The sequence below is a fragment of the Pseudomonas sp. J452 genome, assembly GCF_024666525.1.
Classification (GTDB): Bacteria; Pseudomonadota; Gammaproteobacteria; order Pseudomonadales; family Pseudomonadaceae; genus Aquipseudomonas.
The window spans coordinates 2,877,589-2,901,235 of sequence record NZ_CP088294.1; the positions used below are offsets into that span (position 1 = coordinate 2,877,589).

Below are 23,647 nucleotides of genomic sequence, written 5' to 3' on the forward strand. Positions count from 1 at the left end.
CTCCCGGGGGGTATCAGGTGTATTTGGTGAAAATGGCACGGACCCGGGTCAGGGTCTCGGCATCATCGCGCTCGGGGTCGAGCATGGTTTCTTCCAGCAGGCAGGCGAGCATTTCCTGGTAGGCCTTATCCAGGGCCTTGCGCGCGGCGGCGAACTGCTGGGCGATGGCCTCGCATTCCTCACCGCGGCGGATCATCGCCTGAATGCCACGAATCTGCCCTTCGACACGGGCCAGGCGTTTGAGCATGGCGTCTTGTTGCTGCAGGTTGGCGGCGGTCATCTGTGCTCTCCTGGTATACCCATGGGGGTATAAAGTTACTGGGGGGAGTATGTGTTGGGGCTGGCCGGCAGGCAAGTCCGCCTGTCGGCGCAGAGAGTCAGGCGTTGCGGATCAGCTTGCGCAAAACGAAGCGATTGGGGTGACAGGCTTCGGCCACGCTGCGTGGTACGGGCAGCGGCTCGTCATTCAGCCAGGCGGCCAGTAGTTCGCCGGACAGCGGGGCAGTGATCAGCCCGCGTGAACCGTGGCCGCTGTTGACGTACAGGCCATCGAGCCAGGGGCAGGGGCTGTCCGGCACCTGACGCGCATCCTTGCCGAGCACGGCATAGGCCGCAGCGAAGGCTGCGCTGTCGGCCAGCGGACCAACGATCGGCAGGTAGTCGGGGCTGGTGCAGCGGAAGGCGGCGCGGCCTTCGAGCTGCGCCGGGTCGAGCTGGTCGGCCTGTAGGCGTTCGGCTAGGTCGCGGGAAATGTCCTGCAGCAGCTGCAGGTTGCCGGCATGTTCGGCGGCAGTCGGCGTGAGGTCGTCGCTGTGGAAGTCGAAGCTGGCGCCCAGGGTGTGTTCGCCGTGGCGCGCCGGGGCGACATAGCCTTCGGCGCAGACCACGCAGGTCAGTGCGGTGCTGGCAGTCGTTTGCGGCAGGCGGCTGATCTGTCCGCGAATGCGCTTGAGCGGCAGTTCGACGGCAGCGGCGAAGCGTTTGACCTCGGCCGCGCCGGCCAGCACGGCGACCGCCGCACTGGCCAGCAGGCGCTCGCCATCCAGGGCCTGCCACTGGCCATCGACCCGGCGCAGCTGCAGGGCTTCGCTATGTGGCAACAGGCGGATCTGCGGGTGCTCGGCCAGCAGTCGGCAGAGTGCCGGCGGATGCACCCAGCCGGCCTCGGGATAGAACAGGCCGCCGGCCGGCAGGCGAATACCGGCGTGGTCTTCGGCCTGGGCCTGGTCGAGGCTATGCAGCAGCTGACTGGGGAAGGCGGCAGCCAGGCGCGCCTGGCGTTCTGCTTCCTTGCTATCGAAGGCCAGTTGCAGCACGCCGCAGGGAGCCCAGTCGCTGCCGGCCTGCAAACGCTGGAGCAGGCGGCGGGTATGGCCGAAGCCGCTGACGATCAGCTGCGACAACGCCGTGCCGTGGGCAGAGAGCTTGAGGTAGAGCACGCCCTGGGGGTTGCCCGAGGCTTCCTGGGCCACGTCGGCGTGGCGCTCCAGCAGGCTCACCTGCCAGCCCCGTGCGGCCAGGCTGGCGGCCGTGGAGCAGCCGGCCAGGCCGGCACCGATCACCAGGGCGGTGCGTTGCGGTGGACGGTATTGCGGGCGGGCAAACCAGGGTTTTTCCGCTGTTGCGGCGGGCCCGGCGTAATGGCCGTTGAGGTTCTCCCATTTAGTGCCATAGCCCGGCACGCGGCGCATGGCGAAGCCGGCTTCGATCAGCGCACGCCTGACGAAACCACTGCTGGCGAAGGTGGCCAGGCTGGCGCCGGGAGCAGACAGCCGGGCCAGTTGCTGGAACAGCGGCAAGCCCCACATGTCCGGATTCTTCGCCGGGGCGAAGCCGTCGAGGAACCACACGTCGATCCGCCCATCGAGCTGTGGCAACAGCTCCAGGGCATCGCCGATCAGCAGGGTCAGCACCACCCGGCCGCCGGCCAGCAGCAAGCGCTGGAAGCCGGGGTGGATGGCTACGTATTGCTCCAGCAACTGAGTGGACCAGGGCGCCAGTTCCGGCCACAGGGCCAGGGCGCGTTGCAGGTCGGTGGGGCTCAGCGGGTATTTTTCCACGCTGACGAAATGCAGCTGGGCGTCGCTCGGCGCGCTCTGCTCGAACAGCTGCCAGGCACAGAGGAAGTTGGTGCCGGTGCCAAAGCCGGTCTCACCGATGCACAGGCGCCCGCCGGCGGGCAGTGCGGCACAGCGTTCGGCCAGCTGGTTGCCGGCGAGAAACACATGGCGGGTTTCGCCCAGGCCATCTTCGCGGGCGAAGTACACGTCGTCGAACTGGCGTGACAGCGGTTGGCCTTGGGCATCCCAGTCGAGCTGGGCGTAGGGAGAGTCGGACATGCGGACACCTGTGCAGAGGCGCGCATTGTAATGCCAGCAGCGCGCCGACGGGCTAGGCTGTGCACATCACATCAGGGAGCTGCACATGTTCGAATCCGCCGAGTTGGGTCACGCCATCGATGAGGAAACCTTCGACAAGGAAGTGCCGGCGCTGCGCGAAGCGCTGCTGGAGGCCCAGTACGAGCTCAAGCAGCAGGGGCGTTTCCCGGTGATCATCCTGATCAACGGAGTCGAGGGCGCCGGCAAGGGCGAGACGGTCAAGCTACTCAACGAGTGGATGGACCCACGGCTGATCCAGGTCAGCACCTTCGACCAGCAGACCGATGAGGAGCGCGCGCGGCCGCCGGCCTGGCGCTTCTGGCGGCAGCTGCCACCCAAGGGGCGGATCGGCATCTTCTTCGGCAACTGGTACAGCCAGATGCTGCAGGGGCGGGTGCATGGCCACTTCAAGAACGCGGTGCTGGATCAGGCCATCGATGGCGCGCTCAACCTGGAACAGATGCTCTGCGACGAGGGCGCGCTGATCTTCAAATTCTGGTTCCACCTGTCCAAGAAGCAGATGAAGGCGCGCCTCAAGTCACTGCGTGACGATCCGCTGCACAGCTGGCGCATCAGCCCGCTGGACTGGCAGCAATCGGAGACCTACGACCGCTTCGTGCGCTACGGCGAGCGGGTGCTGCGGCGTACCAGTCGCGATTTCGCGCCCTGGTACGTGGTCGAGGGTGCCGATGAGTATTACCGCAGCCTGATGGTCGGACGCATCCTGCTCGACGGCCTGCAGGCAGCGCTGAAGGCCAAGGCACGGCGGCCGGTGCAGCCGCATGTGGCGCCGCTGACCGCCAGCCTGGATATCCGCGGCCTGCTCGACAGCCTGGACATGAGCCAGGCGCTGGAGAAGGAGGACTACCAGGAACAACTGACCACCGAACAGGCCCGCCTGGCCGGGCTGATGCGTGATAAACGCATGCGCCGACATGCCCTGGTGGCGGTGTTCGAGGGCAACGACGCCGCAGGCAAGGGCGGCGCCATTCGCCGGGTGGCGGCAGCACTGGATCCACGCCAGTACCGTATCGTACCGATTGCCGCACCCACCGAGGAGGAGCGTGCCCAGCCGTATCTGTGGCGCTTCTGGCGGCATGTGCCGGCGCGCGGCAACTTCACCGTGTTCGATCGCTCCTGGTATGGCCGGGTGCTGGTCGAGCGCGTCGAGGGCTTCTGTGAACCGGCCGACTGGCTGCGCGCCTACAGCGAGATCAACGATTTCGAGGAGCAGCTCAGCGAGGCCGGGGTGGTGGTGGTGAAGTTCTGGCTGGCCATCGACGAAGACACCCAGTATCAGCGCTTCAAAGAGCGTGAGCAGATCGCCTTCAAGCGCTTCAAGATCACCGAGGAAGACTGGCGCAACCGTGACAAGTGGCGGGATTACTGCGATGCGGTAGGCGACATGGTTGACCGCACCAGTACGGCGATTGCGCCCTGGACCCTGGTCGAGGCCAATGACAAGCGCTTTGCCCGGGTCAAGGTGCTGCGCACCATCAACGAGGCGCTGGAGAAGGCCTTTGCCAGGGATTGAGCGGTACTGGCGTGAGCCCGGCAGGCGCCCTGATGCCTAGTGCACCCTGCTAGCGGCGAGTTGGTTGGCCTGCATCATGCGGCGAATATAGGAGCCGATCTCACGTTCGGCATCGACGCGGGTGAAGTAAGGGCCTTCCAGGGTGCCTTCGCGGGTGGAAAAGAAATACTGGCCGTTGACCGCACTGACCCGCTCGCTGCGGTAATGGGTGCCGGCGGTCGGGTCGACGCGACGCTGACCAAACATAGTGGAATCTCCTGCTCGAAGCTGCACTGTTTTTAGTCTAGCGGCTGCATTGCGCCGAGCAGGCGTGGGCGACAAGTGGTCAAATTTTGTTCAGCTGCAGGCGGCGGATCTGATCACCGTCACCTGCGGTCGTCTGCTCGGCGCGGGCTGTTGGGGCCGACCTGGTGGATGGGGAGCAAGGCGCCTCAGGTCGTCGATCAATAGAGATTCAGGCGCGGACTCCCAGACGTTCCGCGCGGCGCAGCCAGCCCTGGCGTTGCTCTTCGGTGGACGGGCGCACGGGGGCGAACTCGGCCAGGCGGCGGGTCTTGATGCCGCTGAAGCCGAGGATGGTGCGGGTCATCTGGCGGTGCGCCGGCGCGCCGTAGATCCAGCGGAAGTACCAGGGTGGCGTGTCCAGGGTCACCAGCAGGTCGGCAGTGCGGCCGCTGAGCAATTTGTCCCACAGCTGCGAGCGGTTTCGGTACTTGAAGGCAAAACCGGGCAGGAAGGTGCGGTCGAAGAAGCCCTTGAGCAGAGCCGGCACGCCACCCCACCAGACCGGGTAGACGAACACCAGGTGTTCGGCCCAGTGGATCTGCCGCTGCGCTTCCAGCAGGTCCGGCTCCAGGGCCTGGCCCTGACTGTAGCCATCGCGCAGGATCGGATCGAAGTGGATCTCCCCCAATTTGAGCTGGCGCACCACGTGGCCTTCGCCGCGCGCGCCATTGCTGTAGGCCTCGGCGAGGGCATGGCAGAAACTGTCGGACTTGGGCGTGCCAAGGATCATCAGGATACGTTTGCCGTCGCCTTCCAGTGGCGTGGCGCCGCTTTTCACTTCATCAACCATGTTGACCGGACTCCAGCATGTCTTGCGGACGCACCCAGGCGTCGAACTGTTCGTTGTTCAGGTAACCCAGCTGCAAGGCCGCCTCGCGCAGGCTGAGGTCTTCGGCGTAGGCCTTCTTGGCGATCTCGGCGGCCTTGTCGTAGCCGATATGGCGGTTCAGCGCGGTGACCAGCATCAGCCCGCGCTCCAGGTGCGCGGCCATCTGCCGGGCGTCCGGCTCGAGGCCGGCAATGCAGTGCTGGTTGAAGTTGCGGCAGCCATCGGCGAGCAAGCGGATCGATTGCAGCAGGTTGTGGATGATTACCGGCTTGAACACGTTGAGCTGCAGGTGCCCCTGGCTGGCGGCGAAGGCGATGGTGGTGTCGTTGCCCAGCACCTGGCAGGCGAGCATGGAGAGGGCCTCGCACTGGGTCGGATTGACCTTGCCGGGCATGATCGAGCTGCCCGGCTCGTTGGCCGGCAGGCGCACTTCGGCGAAGCCGGCGCGCGGTCCGGAGCCGAGCAAACGCAGATCGTTGGCGATCTTCATCAGCGCCACGGCCAGGGTCTTCAGCGCACCGGACAGGCTGGTCAGCGGCTCGTGACCGGAGAGGGCGGCGAACTTGTTCGGCGCCGGGACGAAGGGCAGGCCGGCCAGTGCTGCCAGCTCGGCCGCCATGGCCTCGGCAAAGCCGTGCGGGGCATTCAGCCCGGTGCCCACGGCAGTGCCGCCTTGGGCCAACTCGCAGACGGCGGGCAGGGTGGCGCGAATCGCCCGCTCGGCGTAGTCGAGTTGCGCGACGAAGGCCGACAGCTCCTGGCCGAAGGTGATGGGCGTGGCGTCCATCAGGTGGGTACGCCCGGTCTTGACCAGGTCCATGTGCCGCGCCGCCTGTTCGGCCAGGCCACCGGACAGCTCGGCGATGGCCGGTAGCAGGTCGTGCTGCACGGCCTGCATGGCGGCGATGTGCATGGCGGTGGGGAAGCTGTCGTTGGAACTCTGGGCGCGGTTGACGTGGTCGTTGGGATGCACCGGGCTCTTGCCGCCGCGTGGGTTGCCGGCCAGTTCATTGGCGCGCCCGGCGATCACCTCGTTGACGTTCATGTTGCTCTGCGTGCCGCTGCCGGTCTGCCACACCACCAGCGGGAACTGCGCGTCATGCTGGCCGGCCAGCACCTCGTCGGCGGCCTGTTCGATCAGCCGGGCGATATCCGGCGGCAGCTCGCCGATGCGGTCATTGACCCGCGCCGCGGCTTTCTTGATCAGTGCCAGGGCATGCACCACCGCCAGCGGCATACGCTGCTCACCGATGGCGAAGTTGAGCAGCGAGCGTTGCGTCTGTGCGCCCCAGTAAGCCTCGCTGGGCACTTCGATGGCGCCGATACTGTCGGTTTCGATGCGGCTCATGGGCTTTCTCCTGATGGGCTTCCGGCAGTTTAGGCCGCGCCAGGCTGGAGCGGTTCCCGGCTATCTCTATCGCAGTGATTACCAGCGTGCGTGGGTCGCCCCGACCCAGCCATAGGCATTCGCCACCGGCACCTTCTCGCCGTGCGGGCCGCGCAGTACACCATCGAAACAACCGAACCACTGGCGGGTGTCGGCGTAGAGCGGGCCGATCTTCGGGTAGGCCTGATGCTGCTGGCGTGGCGTGAAGGTTAGGTCGACCTGGCCACTGGCGCTGCTCAGGCGCCAGGGCGCCAGCGGGCCCTGCGGGTTCTGTTCGATCTGCACCGGTTCATCCAGGTGCAGCAGCTCGCCACCGAACCACAGGGCGTTTTCCGACAGCCCGCTGTAGTCGCTCCAGCCGGCGCCGAAGTTGCCGGCGATGCCGCCGGCGCTGGCGAAGGCGGCGCGCGTCCAGTGACTGCGCAGGGGCCAGATACCGCGGGCGAAATCCAGCGAGGCAAAGCTCTGCCCCGGCACGCAGTGGTACTGGCGCCCGCCCAGCTGCACGCTACCGCTGACCGGCAGGCCCAGTTGGCGGCAGGTGGCGTGGAACGCGCGGCCGCCCATGGGGCAGATCAGGTTGACCGAGTCCAGGTGCGCGGGCCGCAGGATATCCAGGGCCGCCTGCAGGGGCTGACCACCGATATCCGCCGCCATGGCCGTCAGGCGTACCGCCGAGCCACGGTCATCGGCGCGCAGGTGCAGGCGGTTGTCACAGAATTCATGGCTCTCCAGCGGTGTGTCGGGGAGCGTGCAGCCACGCCCGAACAGGCGCAGCTGGGTGTGGCTGACCAGCTTGCCGCTGTCGAGGTCGAGGAAGTAGGCCGCGCCATAGCCCAGGTAGTCGAGGTCGGCGAAGGTCATCGCCAGCATCCAGTGCGGAGTGGTGATGCACCAATGGTTCCAGCGCTTGCGCCGGCCGACGTTGCCGGGCAGGGCACAATGCACCAGCGGGCGTGACGACCAGCCCACGGCTTGTGGGTTGAGCCGCCCCTGGCTGTCGCACAGCGGCTGTAGTGGTGGGGAGGTGATGCTATTGATGAAGCTGTTCATCAGACACGTCCATGTGCAAGGCGTAGCCGGGCGCTGCCGGCGACGTATATAGAGTGGGGCAGCTGCGCAGCATGCCTCCATGGCTCAAGGATGGGCAAGTGCTGGCCTTTTGACAACCGCTGCACGGTGCTGCTGGCTTGAGCGGAGCAGGCGGTGGGCGCAGAATGTGCGCCCGCACTTTTTTGCCTTTGTTAATCCAGGAAATGCCATGAGCCGTCTGCGCCTTGTTTGTTCTGCTTTGCTGCTGGCCGTCAGTGGTCCGCTATTCGCCGATGCCGCCAGCCATGCTGCCCAGGCCGAGCGCTTCCTCGAACTGACCCGTGCCGACAAACTGGCCGTGCCGGTGTATGCCCAGGTGCAGCAGATGTTCGCCCAGCGCTTCGCCCAGGCCCAGGCGCCGGCCGACAAGCAGGCCCTGTTGGAGAGCTATCAGGCCAAGGCCGATGCGGCGCTGAACCGTGCCATCGGCTGGGACAAGCTGGAACCGGACATGATCAAGCTCTACACCAGCACCTTCAGCGAGGCCGAGCTGCAGGAGCTGATGGCCTTCTACCAGAGCCCGATCGGGCGCAAGGTGCTGGAGAAGATGCCGGTGCTGGCGGCTCAGTCGGTACAGATTTCCCAGTCGCGCCTGCAGGCCGCAGTACCGGAAGTGAACAAGCTGCTGGAAGCAATGAGCGCCGATCTGGACAAGCAGAAGCCCTGAGGACTGACCGATGAACATGCGCGAGCAGATTCTGCAGGCCCTGGATGCCCTGCAACCCGAACACCTAGAGGTGCTGGACGAGAGTCACATGCACAGCCGTGGCCAGCAGACCCACTACAAGGCAATCATCGTCAGCCCGCTGTTTGCTGGCCTCAACGCGGTCAAACGGCACCAGAAGGTCTACGCCAGCCTGGGCGAGCTGATGGGCCAGTTCCATGCGCTGGCCTTGCACACCTATACCCCCGAGGAGTGGGCGGCGCAGGGCGTGGCCCCGGCATCGCCAACCTGTAAGGGCGGTAGCCATTGAGAACCGGTTTACGAGCTTTTGTGCATCGATTTAGCGGCGTGTAGAGGTGGCTGCGGATCGCTTTGCCCCCTCTCCCGTTCACGGGAGAGGGCTGGGGAGAGGGTGTTTTAAAAAGTACCCTCTCCCCCAGCCCCTCTCCCACAAGTGGGAGAGGGGAGTTTCCGAGGTCCTAGACAGCCTGGTTAGATCATCGCCTCCGTTGATCCAGCCAGGCTGCAGCGCCGCTTCACCCTGCGTTAGAATCGCCTCCGCGCCGGCCCTTGCCGGCGCAGTCGTTTAAACCCCGGTCCGTCCTTTGCGAGGACGACCACTGGAGAGAAGTCCCGATGACTGCAAAGATCGTCGTCGCGGCGCTGTACAAGTTCGTCTCCCTGCCGGACTACGAAGCGCTGCGCGAACCCCTGCTGCAAACCCTGCTCGATAACGGCATCAAAGGCACCCTGCTTCTGGCCCAAGAGGGCATCAATGGCACCGTTTCCGGCACCCGCGAGGGCGTCGATGGCCTGCTCGCCTGGTTCGCCCTGGATGCGCGCCTGGCCGATATCGACCATAAAGAATCCTACTGCGACGATCAGCCGTTCTACCGCACCAAGGTCAAGCTGAAGAAGGAAATCGTCACCCTCGGCGTGCCGGGCGTGGATCCGAACAGCAAGGTCGGCACCTATGTCGAGCCGCAGGACTGGAATGCCCTGATCAGCGACCCCGAAGTGCTGCTGATTGACACCCGCAACGATTACGAAGTGGCCATCGGTACCTTCGAAGGCGCCATCGACCCCAAGACCAAGTCGTTCCGCGAGTTCCCCGAGTACATCAAGGCGCACTTCGACCCGAGCAAGCACAAGAAAGTGGCGATGTTCTGCACCGGTGGCATCCGCTGCGAGAAGGCCTCCAGCTACATGCTGGGCGAAGGCTTCGAGGAGGTTTACCACCTCAAGGGCGGCATCCTCAAATACCTCGAAGAAGTGCCGCAGGACGCGACCAAATGGCGCGGTGACTGTTTCGTGTTCGACAACCGGGTCACCGTGCGCCACGATCTCACCGAAGGCGATTACGACCAGTGCCACGCTTGCCGTACGCCGATTTCCGTGGAAGATCGCCAGTCCGAGCACTATGCCCCCGGCATCAGCTGCCCGCACTGCTGGGATACGTTGTCGGAGAAGACCCGCACCAGTGCCCGCGAACGGCAGAAGCAGATCGAGATCGCCAAGGCGCGCAATCTGCCACACCCCATAGGTTTCAATTACAAGGCCCTCGACCAGTAAGGATCCGCCTGTGCGCCCACCCCGCCTGCTCTATGTGATGGACCCCCTGTGCTCCTGGTGCTGGGGCTTCGCTCCGGTGGTTGCGGCGTTGGCGCAGCAGGCGGCGGCCGGCGGGGTGCCGCTGCATATCGTGGTGGGCGGTTTGCGCCAGGAGCGCGCCGCGCTCGACCCAGTGAGCAAGGTGCGCATCCTCGCGCACTGGCAGGCGGTCAACGCGCGTACCGGCCAGCTGTTCAACTTCCATGACGCCTTGCCCGATGGCCTGGTCTACAACACCGAGCCGGCCTGTCGTGCCCTGGTGGCGGCGCGCAGCCTGGACGAGCAGAGCGTGTGGCCGCTGCTGCAGCTGATCCAGGAGGCCTTCTACGCCGAGGGTCGCGATGTGACTCGCCCGCAGCTGCTGGTGGAACTGGCCGAGCAGGCCGGTATCCCGCGCATCGAATTCGCCGAGCTGTTCGACAGCGAGCAGATGCACGCGGCGACTGCTGCCGATTTTTCCTGGGTGCAGGATCTTGGCATCGCCGGCTTCCCCACCTTGCTGGCCGAGCGCGATGGCCAGCTGGCGCTGCTGACCAATGGCTACCAGCCGCTGGAGGAACTGGCGCCCATGCTCGATCGCTGGCTGCAGCGAGGTGCGCGTGGCTGATCGGCTGACCTGGGCGGAGATCCGCCAGCTGGCCTTGCGCCATCGCAAGGGCTTGCTGTTGGCCAACCTGATTGCCGTCTTCGCCACCCTGTGCAGCGTACCGATTCCCCTGTTGCTGCCGCTGCTGGTCGATGAAGTCCTGCTCGGCGACGGCAATGCCGCGCTCAAGGTGATGGACCGGTTCCTCCCGGCCGCCTGGGAAAACGCCGCCGGCTATATCGGCCTGATGCTCGGCCTGACCCTGTTGCTGCGCCTCGGCGCCCTGGCCAGCAACGTGCTGCAGGCGCGCCTGTTTGCGCGGCTGTCCAAGGATGTGATCTATCGCCTGCGCATTCGCCTGATCGAGCGGCTCAAGCGCATCGCCCTCGGCGAGTACGAGAACCTCGGTGGCGGCACGGTCAGCGCGCACCTGGTGACCGATCTGGACACCCTCGACAAGTTCATCGGCGAAACCCTCAGTCGCGTGCTGGTCGCCCTGCTGACCCTGACCGGCACGGCCGCGATTCTGCTGTGGATGCACTGGCAACTGGCGCTGCTGATCCTGCTGTTCAACCCGCTGGTGATCTTCGCCACGGTGCAGCTGGGCAAACAGGTCAAGCACCTGAAGAAGCTGGAGAACGACAGCACCTCGCGCTTTACCCAGGCCCTCACCGAAACCCTCGAAGCCATTCAGGAAGTACGCGCCGGCAATCGCCAGGGCTTCTTCCTCGGTCGCCTCGGCCTGCGCGCCAAAGAGGTGCGCGACTACGCCGTGGCCTCGCAGTGGAAGAGCGATGCGGCCAGCCGCAGCAGCGGTCTGCTGTTCCAGTTCGGCATCGACCTGTTCCGAGCCGTGGCCATGCTCACCGTGCTGTTGTCCGACCTGTCGATCGGGCAGATGCTCGCCGTGTTCAGCTACCTGTGGTTCATGATCGGCCCGGTGGAGCAACTGCTCAGCCTGCAATACGCCTACTACGCGGCCGGTGGTGCGCTGCAACGGATCAACGAGCTGTTGGCGCGTGCCGACGAGCCGCAGTATCCCGGCCGTTTCGACCCGTTCAAGGGCCGCGATACGGTGGGTATCGAGGTGCGCGGGCTGAGTTTTGCCTACCGCGAGGAACCGGTGCTGGATGACCTCAACCTGAGCATCGCGGCGGGTGAAAAGGTCGCGATCGTCGGCGCCAGCGGGGGTGGTAAGAGCACCCTGGTGCAATTGCTTCTCGGCCTGTACTCGGCCCAGGCCGGCAGCATCCGTTTCGGCGCGGCCAGCCTGGAGGACATCGGCCTGGAAACCGTACGCGAGAACGTGGCCGTGGTGTTGCAGCATCCGGCGCTGTTCAACGACACGGTGCGCGCCAACCTGTGCATGGGCCGCGAGCGTGACGACGCGGCCTGCTGGCGAGCCCTGGAAATTGCTCAGCTGGCGGCGACCATCCGCGCGCTGCCGCAGGGGCTGGACAGCATGGTCGGTCGCTCCGGCGTGCGCCTGTCCGGTGGCCAGCGTCAGCGCCTGGCCGTGGCGCGCATGGTGCTGGCCGAGCCCAAGGTGGTGATCCTCGATGAAGCCACCTCGGCCCTGGATGCGGCCACCGAATATGCCCTGCACCAGGCCCTGACCAGCTTCCTCTGCGGCCGCACCACGCTGATCATCGCCCACCGCCTGAGTGCGGTGAAACAGGCCGATCGGGTGCTGGTGTTCGACGGCGGGCGCATCGCCGAGGACGGCGATCACCAGCAGCTGATCGCCGAGGGCGGGCTGTATGCCAAGCTCTATGGGCATCTGCAGCACTGAACTAGTTATGCGCTATACGCTGTTTTGAGTAGCGGCTAGCCGCCTTTGCTCCCTCTCCCGTGTCCGGGAGAGGGTTGGGGAAAGGGCGTGAAAGGTATGTTACTCAGCCGGCTTGCCGTTGGCCCACTGCTGCAGTGCCTTGGCCCGCGCCTGGCTTTCTGCCAGTGGCTTGTTCAGGTCGGATTCATAGTCTTCCAGCCAGCTGCGCGAGCCGGCGATCATCCCGGCCAGGTCGCGCATGCCGCTTTTCAGGGCGGTGATGGTCTTCTGGTAACTCTGCTCCTGGCCGATCAGGGTTCTGGCCACCATCAGCTTGGTCTCACTGGCAGACTTGTCGGGCTCCGTGCTGGCGGTCACAGCCGCATCCTTAGCCGGCGCTGGCGTGGCAGCGGGTGCCGGTAGCCCGTCCTTGAGCAGGTTGAACAGTGCTTGCTGGTTCTGCACCTGCTGCTTGAGCGGTTCGACCTGCTGTTCCAGGCTGGCCAGCCGCTCTTCCAGCGCCTTGACGCTGGCCAGAGTCGGGCCTTTTTCCGCTTCGTCTTCTTCACCGCCGCCGAGCAGGCCGACCAGCAGGATGGCCAGCAGCGCCAGTAGCAGTCCGCCGCCCAGGCCGTAAATCAGCAGGCGGTTGAGTTTGCCGGTTTTCTCCAGCAGCTCGATACGCTGCTGGTCGCTGAGCATTTCGTTGGTGCTGGTATCGCTGTCAGTGCTCATGGCGCTTCACTCTATTGTGGTTCTTGTCGTGGTGTCGGCTGGATAAGTATCAGTGTGTCACTATTTCGACGTCGGCTTTACCAGGTATCGGCACAGTTGCCGCGCTGATCAGTGCGCACGCTCAAAATGAGGCCAGAATCCGCCCGAGGAGTTCCATCGCCTGCTCGCTCTGCGCATCCCAGGGATGGCCATGGTTGAGCCGTGCGCAGTTGCGAAAACGTCGGGTAGCAGAAAAGATCGGCCCCGGCGCCAGGCTGATGCCCTGGGCCAGGGCCAGCTGGAACAGCTGCAGCGAATCGACCGGTTCGGGGAACTCGAACCAGAGGAAGTAGCCGCCGCTGGGCCGCGTCACCCGCGTGCCGGCCGGGAAGTGCCGGGCGGCGGAGGCGAGCATCGCGCCCTGCTGGGTTTCCAGGGCATGGCGCAGCTTTCGCAGGTGGCGGTCGTAACCGCCGTGCTGCAGGTAGTCGGCGATCGCCGCCTGGGCCGGCACCGAGGGCGAGATGGTGGTCATCAGCTTGAGCCGGCTGATTTGCTCAGCGTAACGGCCGCCGGCTACCCAGCCGACCCGGTAGCCCGGCGCCAGGCTCTTGGAGAATGAGCCGCAGTGCATCACTAAGCCGTCGCGGTCGAAGCTCTTCACCGGTTTGGGCGGCTGCGCTCCGTAGTACAGCTCGGCGTAGACATCGTCCTCGATCAGCGGCACCTGACGCTGGTGCAGCAGTTCATAGAGCGCCTGCTTCTTGCTGTCGCTCATGCTCGCGCCCAGCGGGTTCTGCAGGCTGCTCATAAACCAGCAAGCCTTGATCGGCAGATCGGCCAGGCGCTCGGCCAGCACCTCCAGGTCGATTCCTTCACGCGGGTTGACCGGGATTTCCACCGCCTTGAGCTTGAGCCGTTCCAGCACCTGCAGGGTGGCGTAGAAGGCCGGCGCCTCGATGGCCACCAGGTCGCCGGGGCTGGTTACCGTCTGCAGGCACAGGTTCAGCGCTTCCAGGGCGCCGTTGGTGATGACCAGCTCGTCGAGTGGCAGGCGCACGCCGGCGACCATGTAGCGCAGGGCAATCTGCCGGCGCAGGTCGGGGTTGCCGCTGGTCATGTCGGCGATCACCGCATGCGCCGGCATGTCGCGCAGGGCGTGGGCCATGGAGCGCGCCAGGCGTTGCAGGGGGAACAGCTGCGGGCTGGGGAAGGCCGAGCCGAAGGGCACGGTGTGCGGGTCTTTCAGCGAGCCGAGCACGGAGAACACCAGTTCGCTGACGTCGACCTCGGTGGTCTGCGCCGCCTGCGCGCTGGTCTCCGGCTCGGCCAGGGAATGCCGCGCCAATTCGCGGACGAAATAGCCGGAGCGCGCCCGCGCCTGGATCAGCCCGCGGTCCTCCAGCAGGTAATAGGCTTGGAATACGGTGGACGGGCTGACCCCATAGGTGCGGCTGGCGTGGCGCACCGAAGGCACTTTCTCGCCGGGCGTGAGCATCCCCGAACGGATCAGTTCGGCTATCTGGTCGGCGAATTTCTCGTAGCGTTTCATCGTATCCGTAGGGGCGGCCAGCAGATGGCCGCACTGTACGGGGAGTTTCGCGCCCACGCGACTGTCAGCGCCTGGCCGGGGCGATAAACATGCTCTGGGTCTGCGCGCTTTCACCGGTGTCGGCCAGGTTGCTGACCTCGAAATGGATCGGCATAGCGGTGGCGCTGGCCTGCTCGGCGAGCTGCACCAGGGTCACCGGCACGTCGAGAATTTCCCCCGGGGCCAGCAGCAATTGCTGGGGCGCGTCCAGGCGCAGGCCGGGGTTGTCGACCAGGGTCAGGCGGTAGCGCTGCGCCTGCTGGGTCTTGTTGATCACCTTGAGGCGGTAGGTGTTCTCGATCTGCCCGGCGGCGTTTTCGCGGTACAGGCTGCGGTCCTTGGCGGCGTCGATGGACACCAGCGAGCGCGCTTCCAGGGCCCAGACGAAGGCGCCGATCATCAGCGTTAGGGCCACGCCGTAGCCAAGCAGACGCGGGCGCAGCCAGTGGGTCTTGCCGCCCTGTAGTTCGCGCTCGGAACGGTAGCCGACCAGGCCCTTGGCATAGCCCATCTTGTCCATGATCGAGTCGCAGGCGTCGATGCAGGCAGCGCAGCCAATACAGTCGATCTGCAGACCGTCGCGGATGTCGATGCCGGTCGGGCAGACCTGCACGCACAGCTGGCAGTCGATGCAGTCACCGAGGCCCTCGGCTCTGTAGTCGCTGTCTTTGCGCCGTGGGCCACGGCCTTCGCCGCGCTGGGCGTCGTAGGCCACCAGCAGGGTGTCCTGGTCGAACATGGCGCTCTGGAAGCGCGAGTAGGGGCACATGTGCACGCAGACCTTCTCGCGCAGCCAGCCGGCGTTGAGGTAGGTGGCGGCGCTGAAGAACAGCACCCAGAACAGCGTGGCACCCTCGATCTGCAGGCTGAACAGCTCTGCGCTCAGTTCGCGGATCGGCGTGAAGTAGCCGATAAAGGTCAGCGCGGTGAGCAGGCTGACCGCCAGCCAGATGGCGTGCTTGGCGCTGCGCCGGGCCAGCTTGTTGAGCGACCATGGCGCCGCGTCCAGCTTGACCCGCTGGTGGCGTTCGCCCTCGGTGATCTGCTCCGCCCACATGAACACCCAGGTCCACACACTCTGCGGACAGGTGTAGCCGCACCAGATACGCCCGGCCACCACCGTGGCGGTGAACAGGCCGAAGGCGGCGATGATCAGTAGCGCCGAGAGCAGGATGAAGTCCTGCGGCCAGAAGGTCGCACCGAAGATGTAGTAGCGGTGCTCGGCCAGGTTCCACAGCACCGCCTGGCGCCCGTCCCAGTCGAGCCAGGCGGTACCGAAGAAGATCAGGAACAACAGACCGGCGCCATACAGGCGCAGGTTGCGGAAACGCCCGCTGAAACTGCGGGTATGAATCGGCCCGCCGGCCAGGGATGGCGTCAGCCGCACAGGCTGGGTGACGTCGATGGATTCCACGATCCGCGCGGGGATGCGTTCGCTCATGACAGGTGCCTCATCAAGCTTTCCAAGATGAGGCAATGGTCGGCGCGTCAGCGTTTACATAACAGATTCAGGTTGATCGATAAAAAGCGGATCAGATGCAGTGCTTGGACCACTGCGTGGCGGCATATTGGCAATTCATGCAGGTGAGTGATTCAGGATCACCCCAAGGTTGCCTTACAGTAGGCGCACTTTTTGGACCAGTCCGCCCAATGTCGAAAGCACACAAGAAGAACCAAAGCCCTGCGGTTGAGCCTGCGTCCTCCAGTCGAGCATCTGGCTGGGGCTGGCCGCTGCTGGCCTGTTGTCTGCTGTTGTTGGCGCTCGGCATCTGGCTGGTTCAGGTGGCGAAGCCGCAGGCACCGGCTGCCCCACTGGGCACGACAGTCCAGAGGCCCATGCCCGTGAAGCATGACGGCAAACTGGTCGATGAGCGGCAGTGCCAAGGCTGCCACGCCGAACAGTTTGCTCAGTGGCAAGGCTCGCACCATCAACTCGCCATGCAGGAGGCTAGCGACACATCCGTCCTCGGTGACTTCAACAATGTCAGCTTCAAGAGTGACAGCGAGACCACGCGCTTCTTTCGAAAAGGCCGTGAGTTCTGGATTCATGCGCCTGGCGCCGATGGCCAGCCGCAGGATTTCCGCGTGGCTTATGCCTTCGGTATAGAGCCGCTACAGCAGTACCTCATCGATACCGGCAAAGGCCATCTGCAAGCACTCGGCGTGGCCTGGGATACCCAGAAAAAATCCTGGTTCCATCTCTATCCCGGGCAATGCGTGGATTTCCGGGATCCGCTGCACTGGAGCACGCCCCAGCAGAATGCCAATTTCATGTGCGTCGAGTGCCATACCACGGGCTACCAGCGCAATTACAACAGCGCGTCCAATACTTACAGCAGTGCCTGGCATGCCTTGGGCGTGGGTTGTCAAAGCTGTCATGGTCCGGCGTCGAATCATCTGGCATGGACGCGAGAGCCGCAGGGCTGGAGCAACGCCGGGTTCAGCCAGGCAGCTCATGAAAAAGACAATCTCAACGAAGTGGAAACCTGTGCCCGCTGCCATTCACGGCGTGCCAACCTGGGCGATGGATTCCGTTCCCACCTGCGCCTGATGGACGATTACTTGCCGAGCGTACTGGCCCCTGTGCTGTATGAGATAGACGGCAAGATCAAGGACGAAGTCTTCGAATACGGCTCCTTCACCCAGAGCAAGATGTTCGCCAAAGGCGTGCGTTGCAGTAGCTGCCACAACCCCCACAGCGCCAAGCTGCGCCAGGAGGGCAACGAGCTGTGCACCCAGTGCCACAATCCGTCCGGCCAGGCCGCGCAGGTGGGGATTGCAGGCCAGGGGCTGCTGGCGAAAAACTATGATTCCCCCGAGCATCACCGCCACCCGGCCGGTAGCCCGGCCGCGCAATGCACGAGCTGTCACATGCCCGGCAAGCTTTACATGGTCAATGACTACCGGCATGACCACAGTTTCAGCCTGCCCAATCCCGAGCGTGCGCTGAAGCTCGGAACCCCGGATGCCTGTATCGCTTGTCATACGGCAATGCCCAGCGCCAAGCTCGCCGAGCAATTCCAGCAGTGGTTTGCTCAGCTGCCGACCAAAGAGCCGCGCTACGACGAGGCCCTGCTGCGTATCCGCCAAGGCAGCCACGGGGCGGCCGCTGCGCTGCTGGAACAGCTGGCACGCCAGGAGTTGCCCGCCATTCGCCGTGCAACCCTGCTCGCCGAGGTGGCCAATTACCCCGGTCAGCCGCTCTTCCAGGCGGCAATCAATGATCTTCGCCATACCGCTCCCCAGGTCAGGGAGGCCGCGGTATCGGCGGTTGCAGCACTGCAGCCGCAACGGGTCGACATCCTCGGGCCGCTTCTCGATGACCCTGTGCGGGCGGTCAGAATCAATGCCGGCTTCCAGCTTCTGGGCCTGTCGCCGCCGCAGCTGGGTCCCTATGCGGAGGCCTGGCGCAAGGCGATTGGCGAGTATGAGCAGGTTCAGGCCAGCCTGGCCGAGCGCGCAGAGAGCCATCTCAACCTGGCCATGCTCTATCAGGCCGATGGCCGCTCAGGCTTGGTCGAGCCTGCCCTGCGTACGGCTCTGAAACGCGATCCAGACTTTCTGCCAGCCCGGATAGCACTCGCCCAGTGGCTGGAAAACAACGCCCAGGTGGAGCAGGGCCGCCAACTGCTGCAAGAGTCTCTGCACCAGCACGCCGATTCGGCGCTGTTACAACATGCCTGGGGGCTGGCGCTGGTGCGCACCGGTGAGCATGCCCAGGCACTGCACGCGCTGGCCCAGGCGGCACAGCTTGAGCCGGACAATCCCGAGTATGGCTACGTCTATGCCATTGCCCTGCATGACACCGGCAAGGGGGATCTGGCGCGTGAGCAGCTGCAGGCGCTACTGGCGCGCCAACCGAGCAATCGCGCCGCGCGATTTGCGCTCATGAACTACTTGAAAGAGGTTGGTCAGGACGCGCAAGCGCGGCAACTGGCCGCAGAGCTGGCCTTGATCAACCCGGCAGACCCTGCATTGCGTTAGCGGCATATAAGAGCAGCGGAAATCGCAGTGAGCGACCAGTCGCTGCTCTGCATCACCGGGTGAGCGTCTGTGGTGTGTGGCAGATATTGGCGTATCTGCTCCGTATTTTCTTCCCCAATCTGAGTCTGTTCTGCTCGCACTCCGCAACGCCATAGTCACCCCGACTTGAACCCGCCGTGCGGGTAGTGGATGAGGGGGCGGGATGTACCAGTACGACGATTACGACCACGCGCTGGTGCGCGAGCGGATGGCGCAGTTTCGCGACCAGGTGCAGCGCCGTCTGAGTGGCGAGCTGAGCGAGGAGGAGTTCCTGCCGCTGCGCCTGCAGAACGGTCTGTACCTGCAGAAGCACGCCTACATGCTGCGGGTGGCGATTCCCTACGGCACCCTGTCGTCGACCCAGTTGCGCGCCCTGGCGCGGATCGCCCGCGAGCATGATCGCGGCTACGGCCACCTGACCACGCGGCAGAATATCCAGTTCAACTGGATCGAGCTTGAGCAGGTGCCGGATATCCTCGAGCAGCTGGCGGCGGTAGAGATGCACGCCATCCAGACCTCCGGCAACTGCGTGCGCAATGTCACCACCGAGGCCTTTGCCGGGGTGGCGGCTGACGAGCTTCTCGACCCGCGGCCGCTGGCGGAAATCCTCCGCCAGTGGTCGACGGTCAACCCGGAATTCCTGTTCCTGCCGCGCAAGTTCAAGATCGCCCTGTGCGCCGCTGCTGAAGACCGCGCCGCGGTGCAGGTCCACGATATCGGCTTGCAGCTCTACCGCGACGCCGGCGGCGAGCTGCTGTTGCGGGTGCTGGTCGGCGGTGGCCTGGGGCGTACGCCGATCATCGGTGTGCCGATCCGCGACGACCTGGCGTGGCGCCACACCCTGAGCTACGTCGAGGCCATCCTGCGCGTGTACAACCGCCACGGCCGGCGCGACAACAAGTACAAGGCGCGGATCAAGATCCTGGTCAAAGCCTTGGGTATCGAAGCCTTTGCCCGCGAAGTGGAGGAGGAGTGGGCGACGATCAAGGATGGCCCGGCCGAGCTGACCGAAGCGGAATACCAGCGGGTGGCCATGCACTTCCAGCCACCTGCCTATGCCGCGCTGGCCGATGGTGGCGTGCGATCGGGTGAGCAGCTGCATGACCCGCAGTTCGCCCGCTGGCTGGCGCGCAACGTGCACCCGCACAAGGTGCCGGGTTATGCCAGCGTGGTGCTGTCGAGCAAGCCGGGTGCGGCGTTGCCGCCGGGCGATATCACCGCCGCGCAGATGGAGGCGGTGGCCGACTGGGCCGAGGCCTTCGGCTTCGGCGAAGTCCGTGTCGCCCACGAGCAGAACCTGGTGCTGCCGGATATACGCCAGAGCGATCTGTATCACCTTTGGCAGCTGGCCACGGTGGCCGGCCTGGCCACGCCGAATATCGGCCTGCTCAGCGACATCATCGCCTGTCCGGGCGGCGACTACTGCGCGCTGGCCAACGCCAAGTCGATCCCCATCGCCCAGGCTATTCAGCAGCGTTTCGCGGACCTCGACTACCTGCACGATATCGGTGAGCTGAGCCTGAATATCTCCGGCTGCATGAACGCCTGCGGCCACCACCATATCGGCAACATCGGCATTCTCGGCGTGGATAAGAACGGCAGCGAGTGGTACCAGATCACCCTCGGCGGGGCCCAGGGCCACGGCGCCGCGCTGGGCAAGGTGATCGGCCCGGCGTTCGGCGCCGACGAGGTGCCGCAAGTGATCGAGAGCCTGATCCAGGTCTACCTGCAGCAGCGTGCGCTGGGCGAGCCCTTTGTCGACTGCGTGGCGCGTATCGGCCTGGAACCGTTCAAGCAGCGGGTCTATCGCCAGCAGGAGCAGCCGGCATGAACAACCTGATCAGGCTGGCGGATGGCGCGGCGCGGCTGATTGATGACGATCCCTGGCAGCTGCTGCGCGAGGGCGAACACGCGCCCGAGCAGGCGCACCTGATCCTGCCGCTGGCACAGTGGCGCGAGCGCCAGGACGATGCGGTACTGACTGGTCGCACGCTTAGCCGTGATGGTCTGTGGCTGGCGCCGGACGACGAGGTGGAAAGCCTGGCTATCTGCCTGCCGGCGCTACCGCTGATTGCCGTGGATTTCCCCAGTTTCCGCGACGGCCGCGGCTACAGCCAGGCCTACCTGCTGCGTACCCGCCTGGGCTGGCGCGGCGAGTTGCGCGCGGTGGGCGATGTGCTGCGCGACCAGCTCAGCCATATGCGCCAGTGCGGCTTCGACAGCTTTGCCGTGCGTGCCGACAAGTCGGCGTCGGATGCGCTCCAGGGCCTGGCCGGTATGAGCGTGCAGTACGGCCGCTCGGTTATCGAGCCGCGGCCGCTGTTTCGCCGGCGCTGAGTGGCAGTCGATTTGACGTAGGAGCGAGCTCTGCTCGCGAACCTCTGCCGGCCTACTGCAAAGTGCTTCACGAGCAGAGCTCGCTCCTACAGGTAGCGCGCTTCGCGCTTATGCAGCGGAGTTGACCTGTCGCTCAGCAAAAAAGCCATCTATACCTCATCCATATGCCAATGCCTCTTGGGCAGGGCTATGGCTGCCTTGTTGTTCTCGCCCTGAGCTTCGGCGCAAGGGAATGATGCATCTACCGGCGCCGTGGCCCATGCCCACGCGCGGTACGCTCAGGAGAAAGGGATTGATGAGTGCAGAGATCAGTGCCAGGCGAGCGCGTACCACTGCCCAGTTGCTGCGGCTGGTCTGGCCGTTTGCCCTGGTGATTCTGCTGCAGTCGCTGCTGGCGGGTGGCAGTCTTTATGTGATGTCGGCCGTGCGCGGCTATGTGGGCGGCGAAAGCCTGTGGTCGAAAGGCCTCAAGGATGCCATCCACCATCTCGATCGCTATGCGCAGAGCCAGGATCCTGTGCACTTTCAGCAATACCGCCAGGCGATTGCCGTGCCCCTGGGCGATCACATTTTTCGGGTCGAACTGAGCCGCGCCGAGCCCGATCTGCTGGCGGCGCGCGCCGGCATTCTGCAAGGCAAGAATCATCCCGACGATGTCGAGGCGATGATCTGGCTGTTCCGTAATTTTCGCGATTTCAGCTACCTGCAGCTGGCCATCGAGCAATGGACGCTGGGCGACCGCTATATCTTCGAACTCACTGCATTGGCGGACGAGATGCACGCCAGCATCACCCGCGGCCGGGTCAGCGCCTGGCAGAGGGCCGACTGGCAGGCACGGATCGAGCAGATCAACAACGGCGCCACGCCGGCCGCCGAGGCGTTTTCCAGCATCCTCGGCGAAGCCTCGCGGGTGGTTCTGCGTCTGCTGATGCTGCTCAATTTGTTCACCGCCACCCTGTTGATCGGCCTGGCGGTGCTGCGCACGCGCAACCTGCTGATCGAGCGCGAGTATGCCGATCACGCCCTGGAACGCGAAAAACAGCGCGCCCAGGTGACCCTGGCGGCGATTGGCGATGCGGTGATCAGCCTCGACCGGCATGGCCATATCGCCTACATGAACCCCACCGCGGAGCAGCTGATTGGCTGCCGGATCGAGGATGCCCAGGGCCAGGCCTTCGATGCGCTGTTCTCGATTGTCGACGAGCAGCCGGGCGAGGGTGGCGAGCCGTTCGTGCAGGCGATTCTGGCGGGCAGCAGCCAGAGTGTGTGTGATCACACCAAGCTGATCCTGCGTCCGGACGGCAGTTCGGTGGCGGTCAACCTGGTCGGTACGCCGATCCTCATGGCCGGCCGGGTCAGCGGTGCGGTGATGGTGCTGCACGACATGACCCGTGAACGCCAGTTCGTCGCCAGCCTATCCTGGCAGGCCAGCCACGATGCACTGACCGGCCTGGTCAACCGCCGCGAGTTCGAATACCGCCTGGCCCAATTGCTGGAGCGCCTACAGCACGAACAGCGCCGGCATGCCCTGATGTTCCTCGATCTCGATCAGTTCAAGCTGGTCAACGACACCAGTGGCCACGCCGCCGGCGACGAGTTGCTGCGCCAGGTCTGCAGCGAGCTGCAGCAGCACCTGCGCGAGGGCGACACGCTGGCGCGTCTGGGCGGTGACGAGTTCGGCATTCTCCTGGAGAACTGCCCGGCGCAGGCCAGCGAGCGGATTGCCGAGGCCTTGCGCAAGTCGGTGCAGGATTTGCGCTTTATCTGGAACGGCCGCCCCTTTGCCATCAGCGTCAGCATCGGCCTGGTGCAGATTGCCGAAGGTCACAGCAGCCTGGAGTCGCTGCTGCGCACCGCCGACATGGCCTGCTATTCGGCCAAGGAGAAGGGCCGCAACCGCGTGCACGCCTACCAGCCGGATGACTCCGAGCTGTCTCTGCGGGTCGGCGAGATGAGCTGGGTGCAGCGCATCCACACGGCCCTGCAGGAGGACCGCTTCTGCCTCTACGCGCAGAAGATCATCGCCCTACGCGACGAGGTCGAGAGCGTGCATGTGGAAATCCTCCTGCGTCTGCAGGACGAGCACGGCCAGATCATCGGCCCCGGCAGTTTCATCCCGGCGGCCGAGCGTTACGGCCTGATGCACCTGATCGACCGCTGGGTGCTGCGCCACACCCTGCAGGCCCTGGCCGAGCAACTGGCCAGCGGCGCCCTGCAGGCCAGCGCTACCTGTGCCGTCAACCTGTCGGGGGCGAGCATCGGCGATGGCGCGTTTCTCGATTACATCCGCGAACAGTTCGCCAGCCAGCCGGTGCCGCCGCAGATGATCTGCTTCGAGATCACCGAAACCACGGCGATCACCAACCTGGCCGAGGCCACCCGTTTCATCGGCGAGCTGCAAGGCCTGGGCTGTCGCTTCTCGCTGGACGATTTCTGCGCCGGCATGTCGTCCTTCATGTACCTCAAGCACCTGCCGGTGGATTACCTGAAGATCGACGGCAGCTTCGTCCGCGACATGCTGGAAGACCCGATCGACCGGGCCATGGTCGAGGTGATCAACCATATCGGCCATGTCATGGGCAAGCTGACCATCGCCGAGTTCGTTGAGTCCGAGGAAATTCTGCAGGTCTTGCGCGAGATCGGCGTCGACTACGCCCAGGGCTACGTGATTGCCCGGCCGCAGCCTTTTGCGCTGCACGGCGAACTCAGCGCGCCGCTCGACGCGTGTTTGTCGGCGACCGACCCGGCGACCTAGGGCGTGCCGCGCCGTCTGCTGGCAGCTTCCTGAGCCGCATTGGCAAGAAATCGTTACGCGTGGCAGGCCGTTGCGGTGGCGCTTTACGGT

19 protein-coding genes are annotated in these 23,647 nt (G+C 65.0%); 10 read left to right on the forward strand and 9 right to left on the reverse strand.

Features of this window, described 5'->3' with window-relative positions:
- Nucleotides 1–13: 13 nt before the first annotated feature.
- Both LRS11_RS13000 and mnmC read right to left on the reverse strand, forming a co-directional pair.
- Nucleotides 14–280, reverse strand: a complete 267-nt coding sequence (locus LRS11_RS13000; RefSeq protein ID WP_260493403.1) for a metal-sensing transcriptional repressor — start codon at nucleotides 278–280, stop codon at nucleotides 14–16.
- Between the two features lie 97 nt (nucleotides 281–377).
- A complete protein-coding gene (gene mnmC, locus LRS11_RS13005) occupies nucleotides 378–2,339 on the reverse strand; it encodes a bifunctional tRNA (5-methylaminomethyl-2-thiouridine)(34)-methyltransferase MnmD/FAD-dependent 5-carboxymethylaminomethyl-2-thiouridine(34) oxidoreductase MnmC (RefSeq protein WP_260493404.1) in 1,962 nt (653 codons plus the stop codon).
- Between the two features lie 85 nt (nucleotides 2,340–2,424).
- Here mnmC and pap point away from each other — a divergent pair, with 85 nt between their 5' ends.
- Nucleotides 2,425–3,912: a polyphosphate:AMP phosphotransferase gene (gene pap / locus LRS11_RS13010; RefSeq protein ID WP_260493405.1), complete on the forward strand. Its 1,488-nt coding sequence runs from the start codon at nucleotides 2,425–2,427 to the stop codon at nucleotides 3,910–3,912.
- 36 nt (nucleotides 3,913–3,948) lie between these two features.
- On the opposite strand, the gene LRS11_RS13015 is transcribed toward pap, so the two are convergent.
- The 4 genes from LRS11_RS13015 to LRS11_RS13030 all read right to left on the reverse strand — a co-directional run bounded on the left by LRS11_RS13015 (nucleotide 3,949) and on the right by LRS11_RS13030 (nucleotide 7,466).
- Nucleotides 3,949–4,158: a DUF6316 family protein gene (locus LRS11_RS13015; RefSeq protein WP_260493406.1), complete on the reverse strand. Its 210-nt coding sequence runs from the start codon at nucleotides 4,156–4,158 to the stop codon at nucleotides 3,949–3,951.
- A gap of 208 nt (nucleotides 4,159–4,366) precedes the next feature.
- On the reverse strand, nucleotides 4,367–4,987 hold the full coding sequence (locus LRS11_RS13020; protein ID WP_260493407.1) for an NAD(P)H-dependent oxidoreductase: 621 nt from the start codon (nucleotides 4,985–4,987) through the stop codon (nucleotides 4,367–4,369).
- A complete protein-coding gene (locus LRS11_RS13025; RefSeq protein WP_260493408.1) occupies nucleotides 4,980–6,374 on the reverse strand; it encodes a class II fumarate hydratase in 1,395 nt (464 codons plus the stop codon). Before LRS11_RS13025 ends, LRS11_RS13020 begins: the two co-directional genes overlap by 8 nt.
- Nucleotides 6,375–6,452: 78 nt before the next feature.
- The gene (locus tag LRS11_RS13030) at nucleotides 6,453–7,466 is read right to left on the reverse strand and encodes a DUF2804 domain-containing protein (protein ID WP_260493409.1); all 1,014 of its coding nucleotides are present in this window, start codon (nucleotides 7,464–7,466) and stop codon (nucleotides 6,453–6,455) included.
- Between the two features lie 208 nt (nucleotides 7,467–7,674).
- On the opposite strand from LRS11_RS13030, the gene LRS11_RS13035 reads away from it, so the two are divergent.
- From LRS11_RS13035 to LRS11_RS13055, 5 genes are all read left to right on the forward strand, one after another.
- The gene (locus LRS11_RS13035) at nucleotides 7,675–8,172 is read left to right on the forward strand and encodes a DUF2059 domain-containing protein (RefSeq protein WP_260493410.1); all 498 of its coding nucleotides are present in this window, start codon (nucleotides 7,675–7,677) and stop codon (nucleotides 8,170–8,172) included.
- A 10-nt stretch (nucleotides 8,173–8,182) separates the two neighbouring features.
- A complete protein-coding gene (locus tag LRS11_RS13040; protein WP_260493411.1) occupies nucleotides 8,183–8,479 on the forward strand; it encodes a BolA family transcriptional regulator in 297 nt (98 codons plus the stop codon).
- A 326-nt stretch (nucleotides 8,480–8,805) separates the two neighbouring features.
- Complete coding sequence (locus tag LRS11_RS13045; protein ID WP_260493412.1) at nucleotides 8,806–9,741, forward strand: rhodanese-related sulfurtransferase; 936 nt, start codon at nucleotides 8,806–8,808, stop codon at nucleotides 9,739–9,741.
- 37 nt (nucleotides 9,742–9,778) lie between these two features.
- A complete protein-coding gene (locus LRS11_RS13050) occupies nucleotides 9,779–10,387 on the forward strand; it encodes a DsbA family protein (protein ID WP_260496914.1) in 609 nt (202 codons plus the stop codon).
- Nucleotides 10,380–12,158, forward strand: a complete 1,779-nt coding sequence (locus LRS11_RS13055) for an ABC transporter ATP-binding protein (RefSeq protein ID WP_260493413.1) — start codon at nucleotides 10,380–10,382, stop codon at nucleotides 12,156–12,158. Before LRS11_RS13050 ends, LRS11_RS13055 begins: the two co-directional genes overlap by 8 nt.
- A gap of 99 nt (nucleotides 12,159–12,257) precedes the next feature.
- Here the strand turns inward: LRS11_RS13055 and LRS11_RS13060 are convergent, their stop codons facing one another.
- From LRS11_RS13060 to ccoG, 3 genes are all read right to left on the reverse strand, one after another.
- Nucleotides 12,258–12,872, reverse strand: coding sequence for a hypothetical protein (locus LRS11_RS13060; RefSeq protein WP_260493414.1), 615 nt, complete (start codon nucleotides 12,870–12,872; stop codon nucleotides 12,258–12,260).
- Between the two features lie 121 nt (nucleotides 12,873–12,993).
- Complete coding sequence (gene mapR / locus LRS11_RS13065; RefSeq protein WP_260493415.1) at nucleotides 12,994–14,403, reverse strand: GntR family transcriptional regulator MpaR; 1,410 nt, start codon at nucleotides 14,401–14,403, stop codon at nucleotides 12,994–12,996.
- 64 nt (nucleotides 14,404–14,467) lie between these two features.
- The gene (gene ccoG / locus LRS11_RS13070) at nucleotides 14,468–15,883 is read right to left on the reverse strand and encodes a cytochrome c oxidase accessory protein CcoG (RefSeq protein ID WP_260493416.1); all 1,416 of its coding nucleotides are present in this window, start codon (nucleotides 15,881–15,883) and stop codon (nucleotides 14,468–14,470) included.
- Nucleotides 15,884–16,092: 209 nt separating this feature from the next.
- Here ccoG and LRS11_RS13075 point away from each other — a divergent pair, with 209 nt between their 5' ends.
- The 4 genes from LRS11_RS13075 to LRS11_RS13090 all read left to right on the forward strand — a co-directional run bounded on the left by LRS11_RS13075 (nucleotide 16,093) and on the right by LRS11_RS13090 (nucleotide 23,557).
- On the forward strand, nucleotides 16,093–18,426 hold the full coding sequence (locus LRS11_RS13075) for a multiheme c-type cytochrome (protein ID WP_260493417.1): 2,334 nt from the start codon (nucleotides 16,093–16,095) through the stop codon (nucleotides 18,424–18,426).
- 202 nt (nucleotides 18,427–18,628) lie between these two features.
- Complete coding sequence (locus tag LRS11_RS13080; RefSeq protein WP_260493418.1) at nucleotides 18,629–20,296, forward strand: nitrite/sulfite reductase; 1,668 nt, start codon at nucleotides 18,629–18,631, stop codon at nucleotides 20,294–20,296.
- Entirely contained in the window at nucleotides 20,293–20,802 is a 510-nt protein-coding gene (locus LRS11_RS13085) for a DUF934 domain-containing protein (RefSeq protein ID WP_260493419.1), read from the forward strand. Before LRS11_RS13080 ends, LRS11_RS13085 begins: the two co-directional genes overlap by 4 nt.
- A 307-nt stretch (nucleotides 20,803–21,109) precedes the next feature.
- Nucleotides 21,110–23,557 carry an EAL domain-containing protein gene (locus LRS11_RS13090; RefSeq protein ID WP_409519814.1) on the forward strand — a complete coding sequence of 816 codons (2,448 nt, stop codon included), beginning with the start codon at nucleotides 21,110–21,112 and terminating at the stop codon, nucleotides 23,555–23,557.
- Nucleotides 23,558–23,647: the final 90 nt, after the last annotated feature.

Bases quoted from the DNA above. Each gene is read 5' to 3' on its own strand.
- LRS11_RS13060 (WP_260493414.1), bottom strand. From the start codon at position 12,872: ATGAGCACTGACAGCGATACCAGCACCAACGAAATGCTCAGCGACCAG.
- LRS11_RS13020 (WP_260493407.1), bottom strand. From the start codon at position 4,987: ATGGTTGATGAAGTGAAAAGCGGCGCCACGCCACTGGAAGGCGACGGC.
- LRS11_RS13085 (WP_260493419.1), top strand. From the start codon at position 20,293: ATGAACAACCTGATCAGGCTGGCGGATGGCGCGGCGCGGCTGATTGAT.
- LRS11_RS13030 (WP_260493409.1), bottom strand. From the start codon at position 7,466: ATGAACAGCTTCATCAATAGCATCACCTCCCCACCACTACAGCCGCTG.
- LRS11_RS13025 (WP_260493408.1), bottom strand. From the start codon at position 6,374: ATGAGCCGCATCGAAACCGACAGTATCGGCGCCATCGAAGTGCCCAGC.
- mnmC (WP_260493404.1), bottom strand. From the start codon at position 2,339: ATGTCCGACTCTCCCTACGCCCAGCTCGACTGGGATGCCCAAGGCCAA.
- LRS11_RS13040 (WP_260493411.1), top strand. From the start codon at position 8,183: ATGAACATGCGCGAGCAGATTCTGCAGGCCCTGGATGCCCTGCAACCC.
- LRS11_RS13035 (WP_260493410.1), top strand. From the start codon at position 7,675: ATGAGCCGTCTGCGCCTTGTTTGTTCTGCTTTGCTGCTGGCCGTCAGT.
- LRS11_RS13075 (WP_260493417.1), top strand. From the start codon at position 16,093: ATGTCGAAAGCACACAAGAAGAACCAAAGCCCTGCGGTTGAGCCTGCG.
- LRS11_RS13045 (WP_260493412.1), top strand. From the start codon at position 8,806: ATGACTGCAAAGATCGTCGTCGCGGCGCTGTACAAGTTCGTCTCCCTG.
- LRS11_RS13000 (WP_260493403.1), bottom strand. From the start codon at position 280: ATGACCGCCGCCAACCTGCAGCAACAAGACGCCATGCTCAAACGCCTG.
- LRS11_RS13080 (WP_260493418.1), top strand. From the start codon at position 18,629: ATGTACCAGTACGACGATTACGACCACGCGCTGGTGCGCGAGCGGATG.
- LRS11_RS13015 (WP_260493406.1), bottom strand. From the start codon at position 4,158: ATGTTTGGTCAGCGTCGCGTCGACCCGACCGCCGGCACCCATTACCGC.
- mapR (WP_260493415.1), bottom strand. From the start codon at position 14,403: ATGAAACGCTACGAGAAATTCGCCGACCAGATAGCCGAACTGATCCGT.
- ccoG (WP_260493416.1), bottom strand. From the start codon at position 15,883: ATGAGCGAACGCATCCCCGCGCGGATCGTGGAATCCATCGACGTCACC.
- LRS11_RS13050 (WP_260496914.1), top strand. From the start codon at position 9,779: ATGGACCCCCTGTGCTCCTGGTGCTGGGGCTTCGCTCCGGTGGTTGCG.
- pap (WP_260493405.1), top strand. From the start codon at position 2,425: ATGTTCGAATCCGCCGAGTTGGGTCACGCCATCGATGAGGAAACCTTC.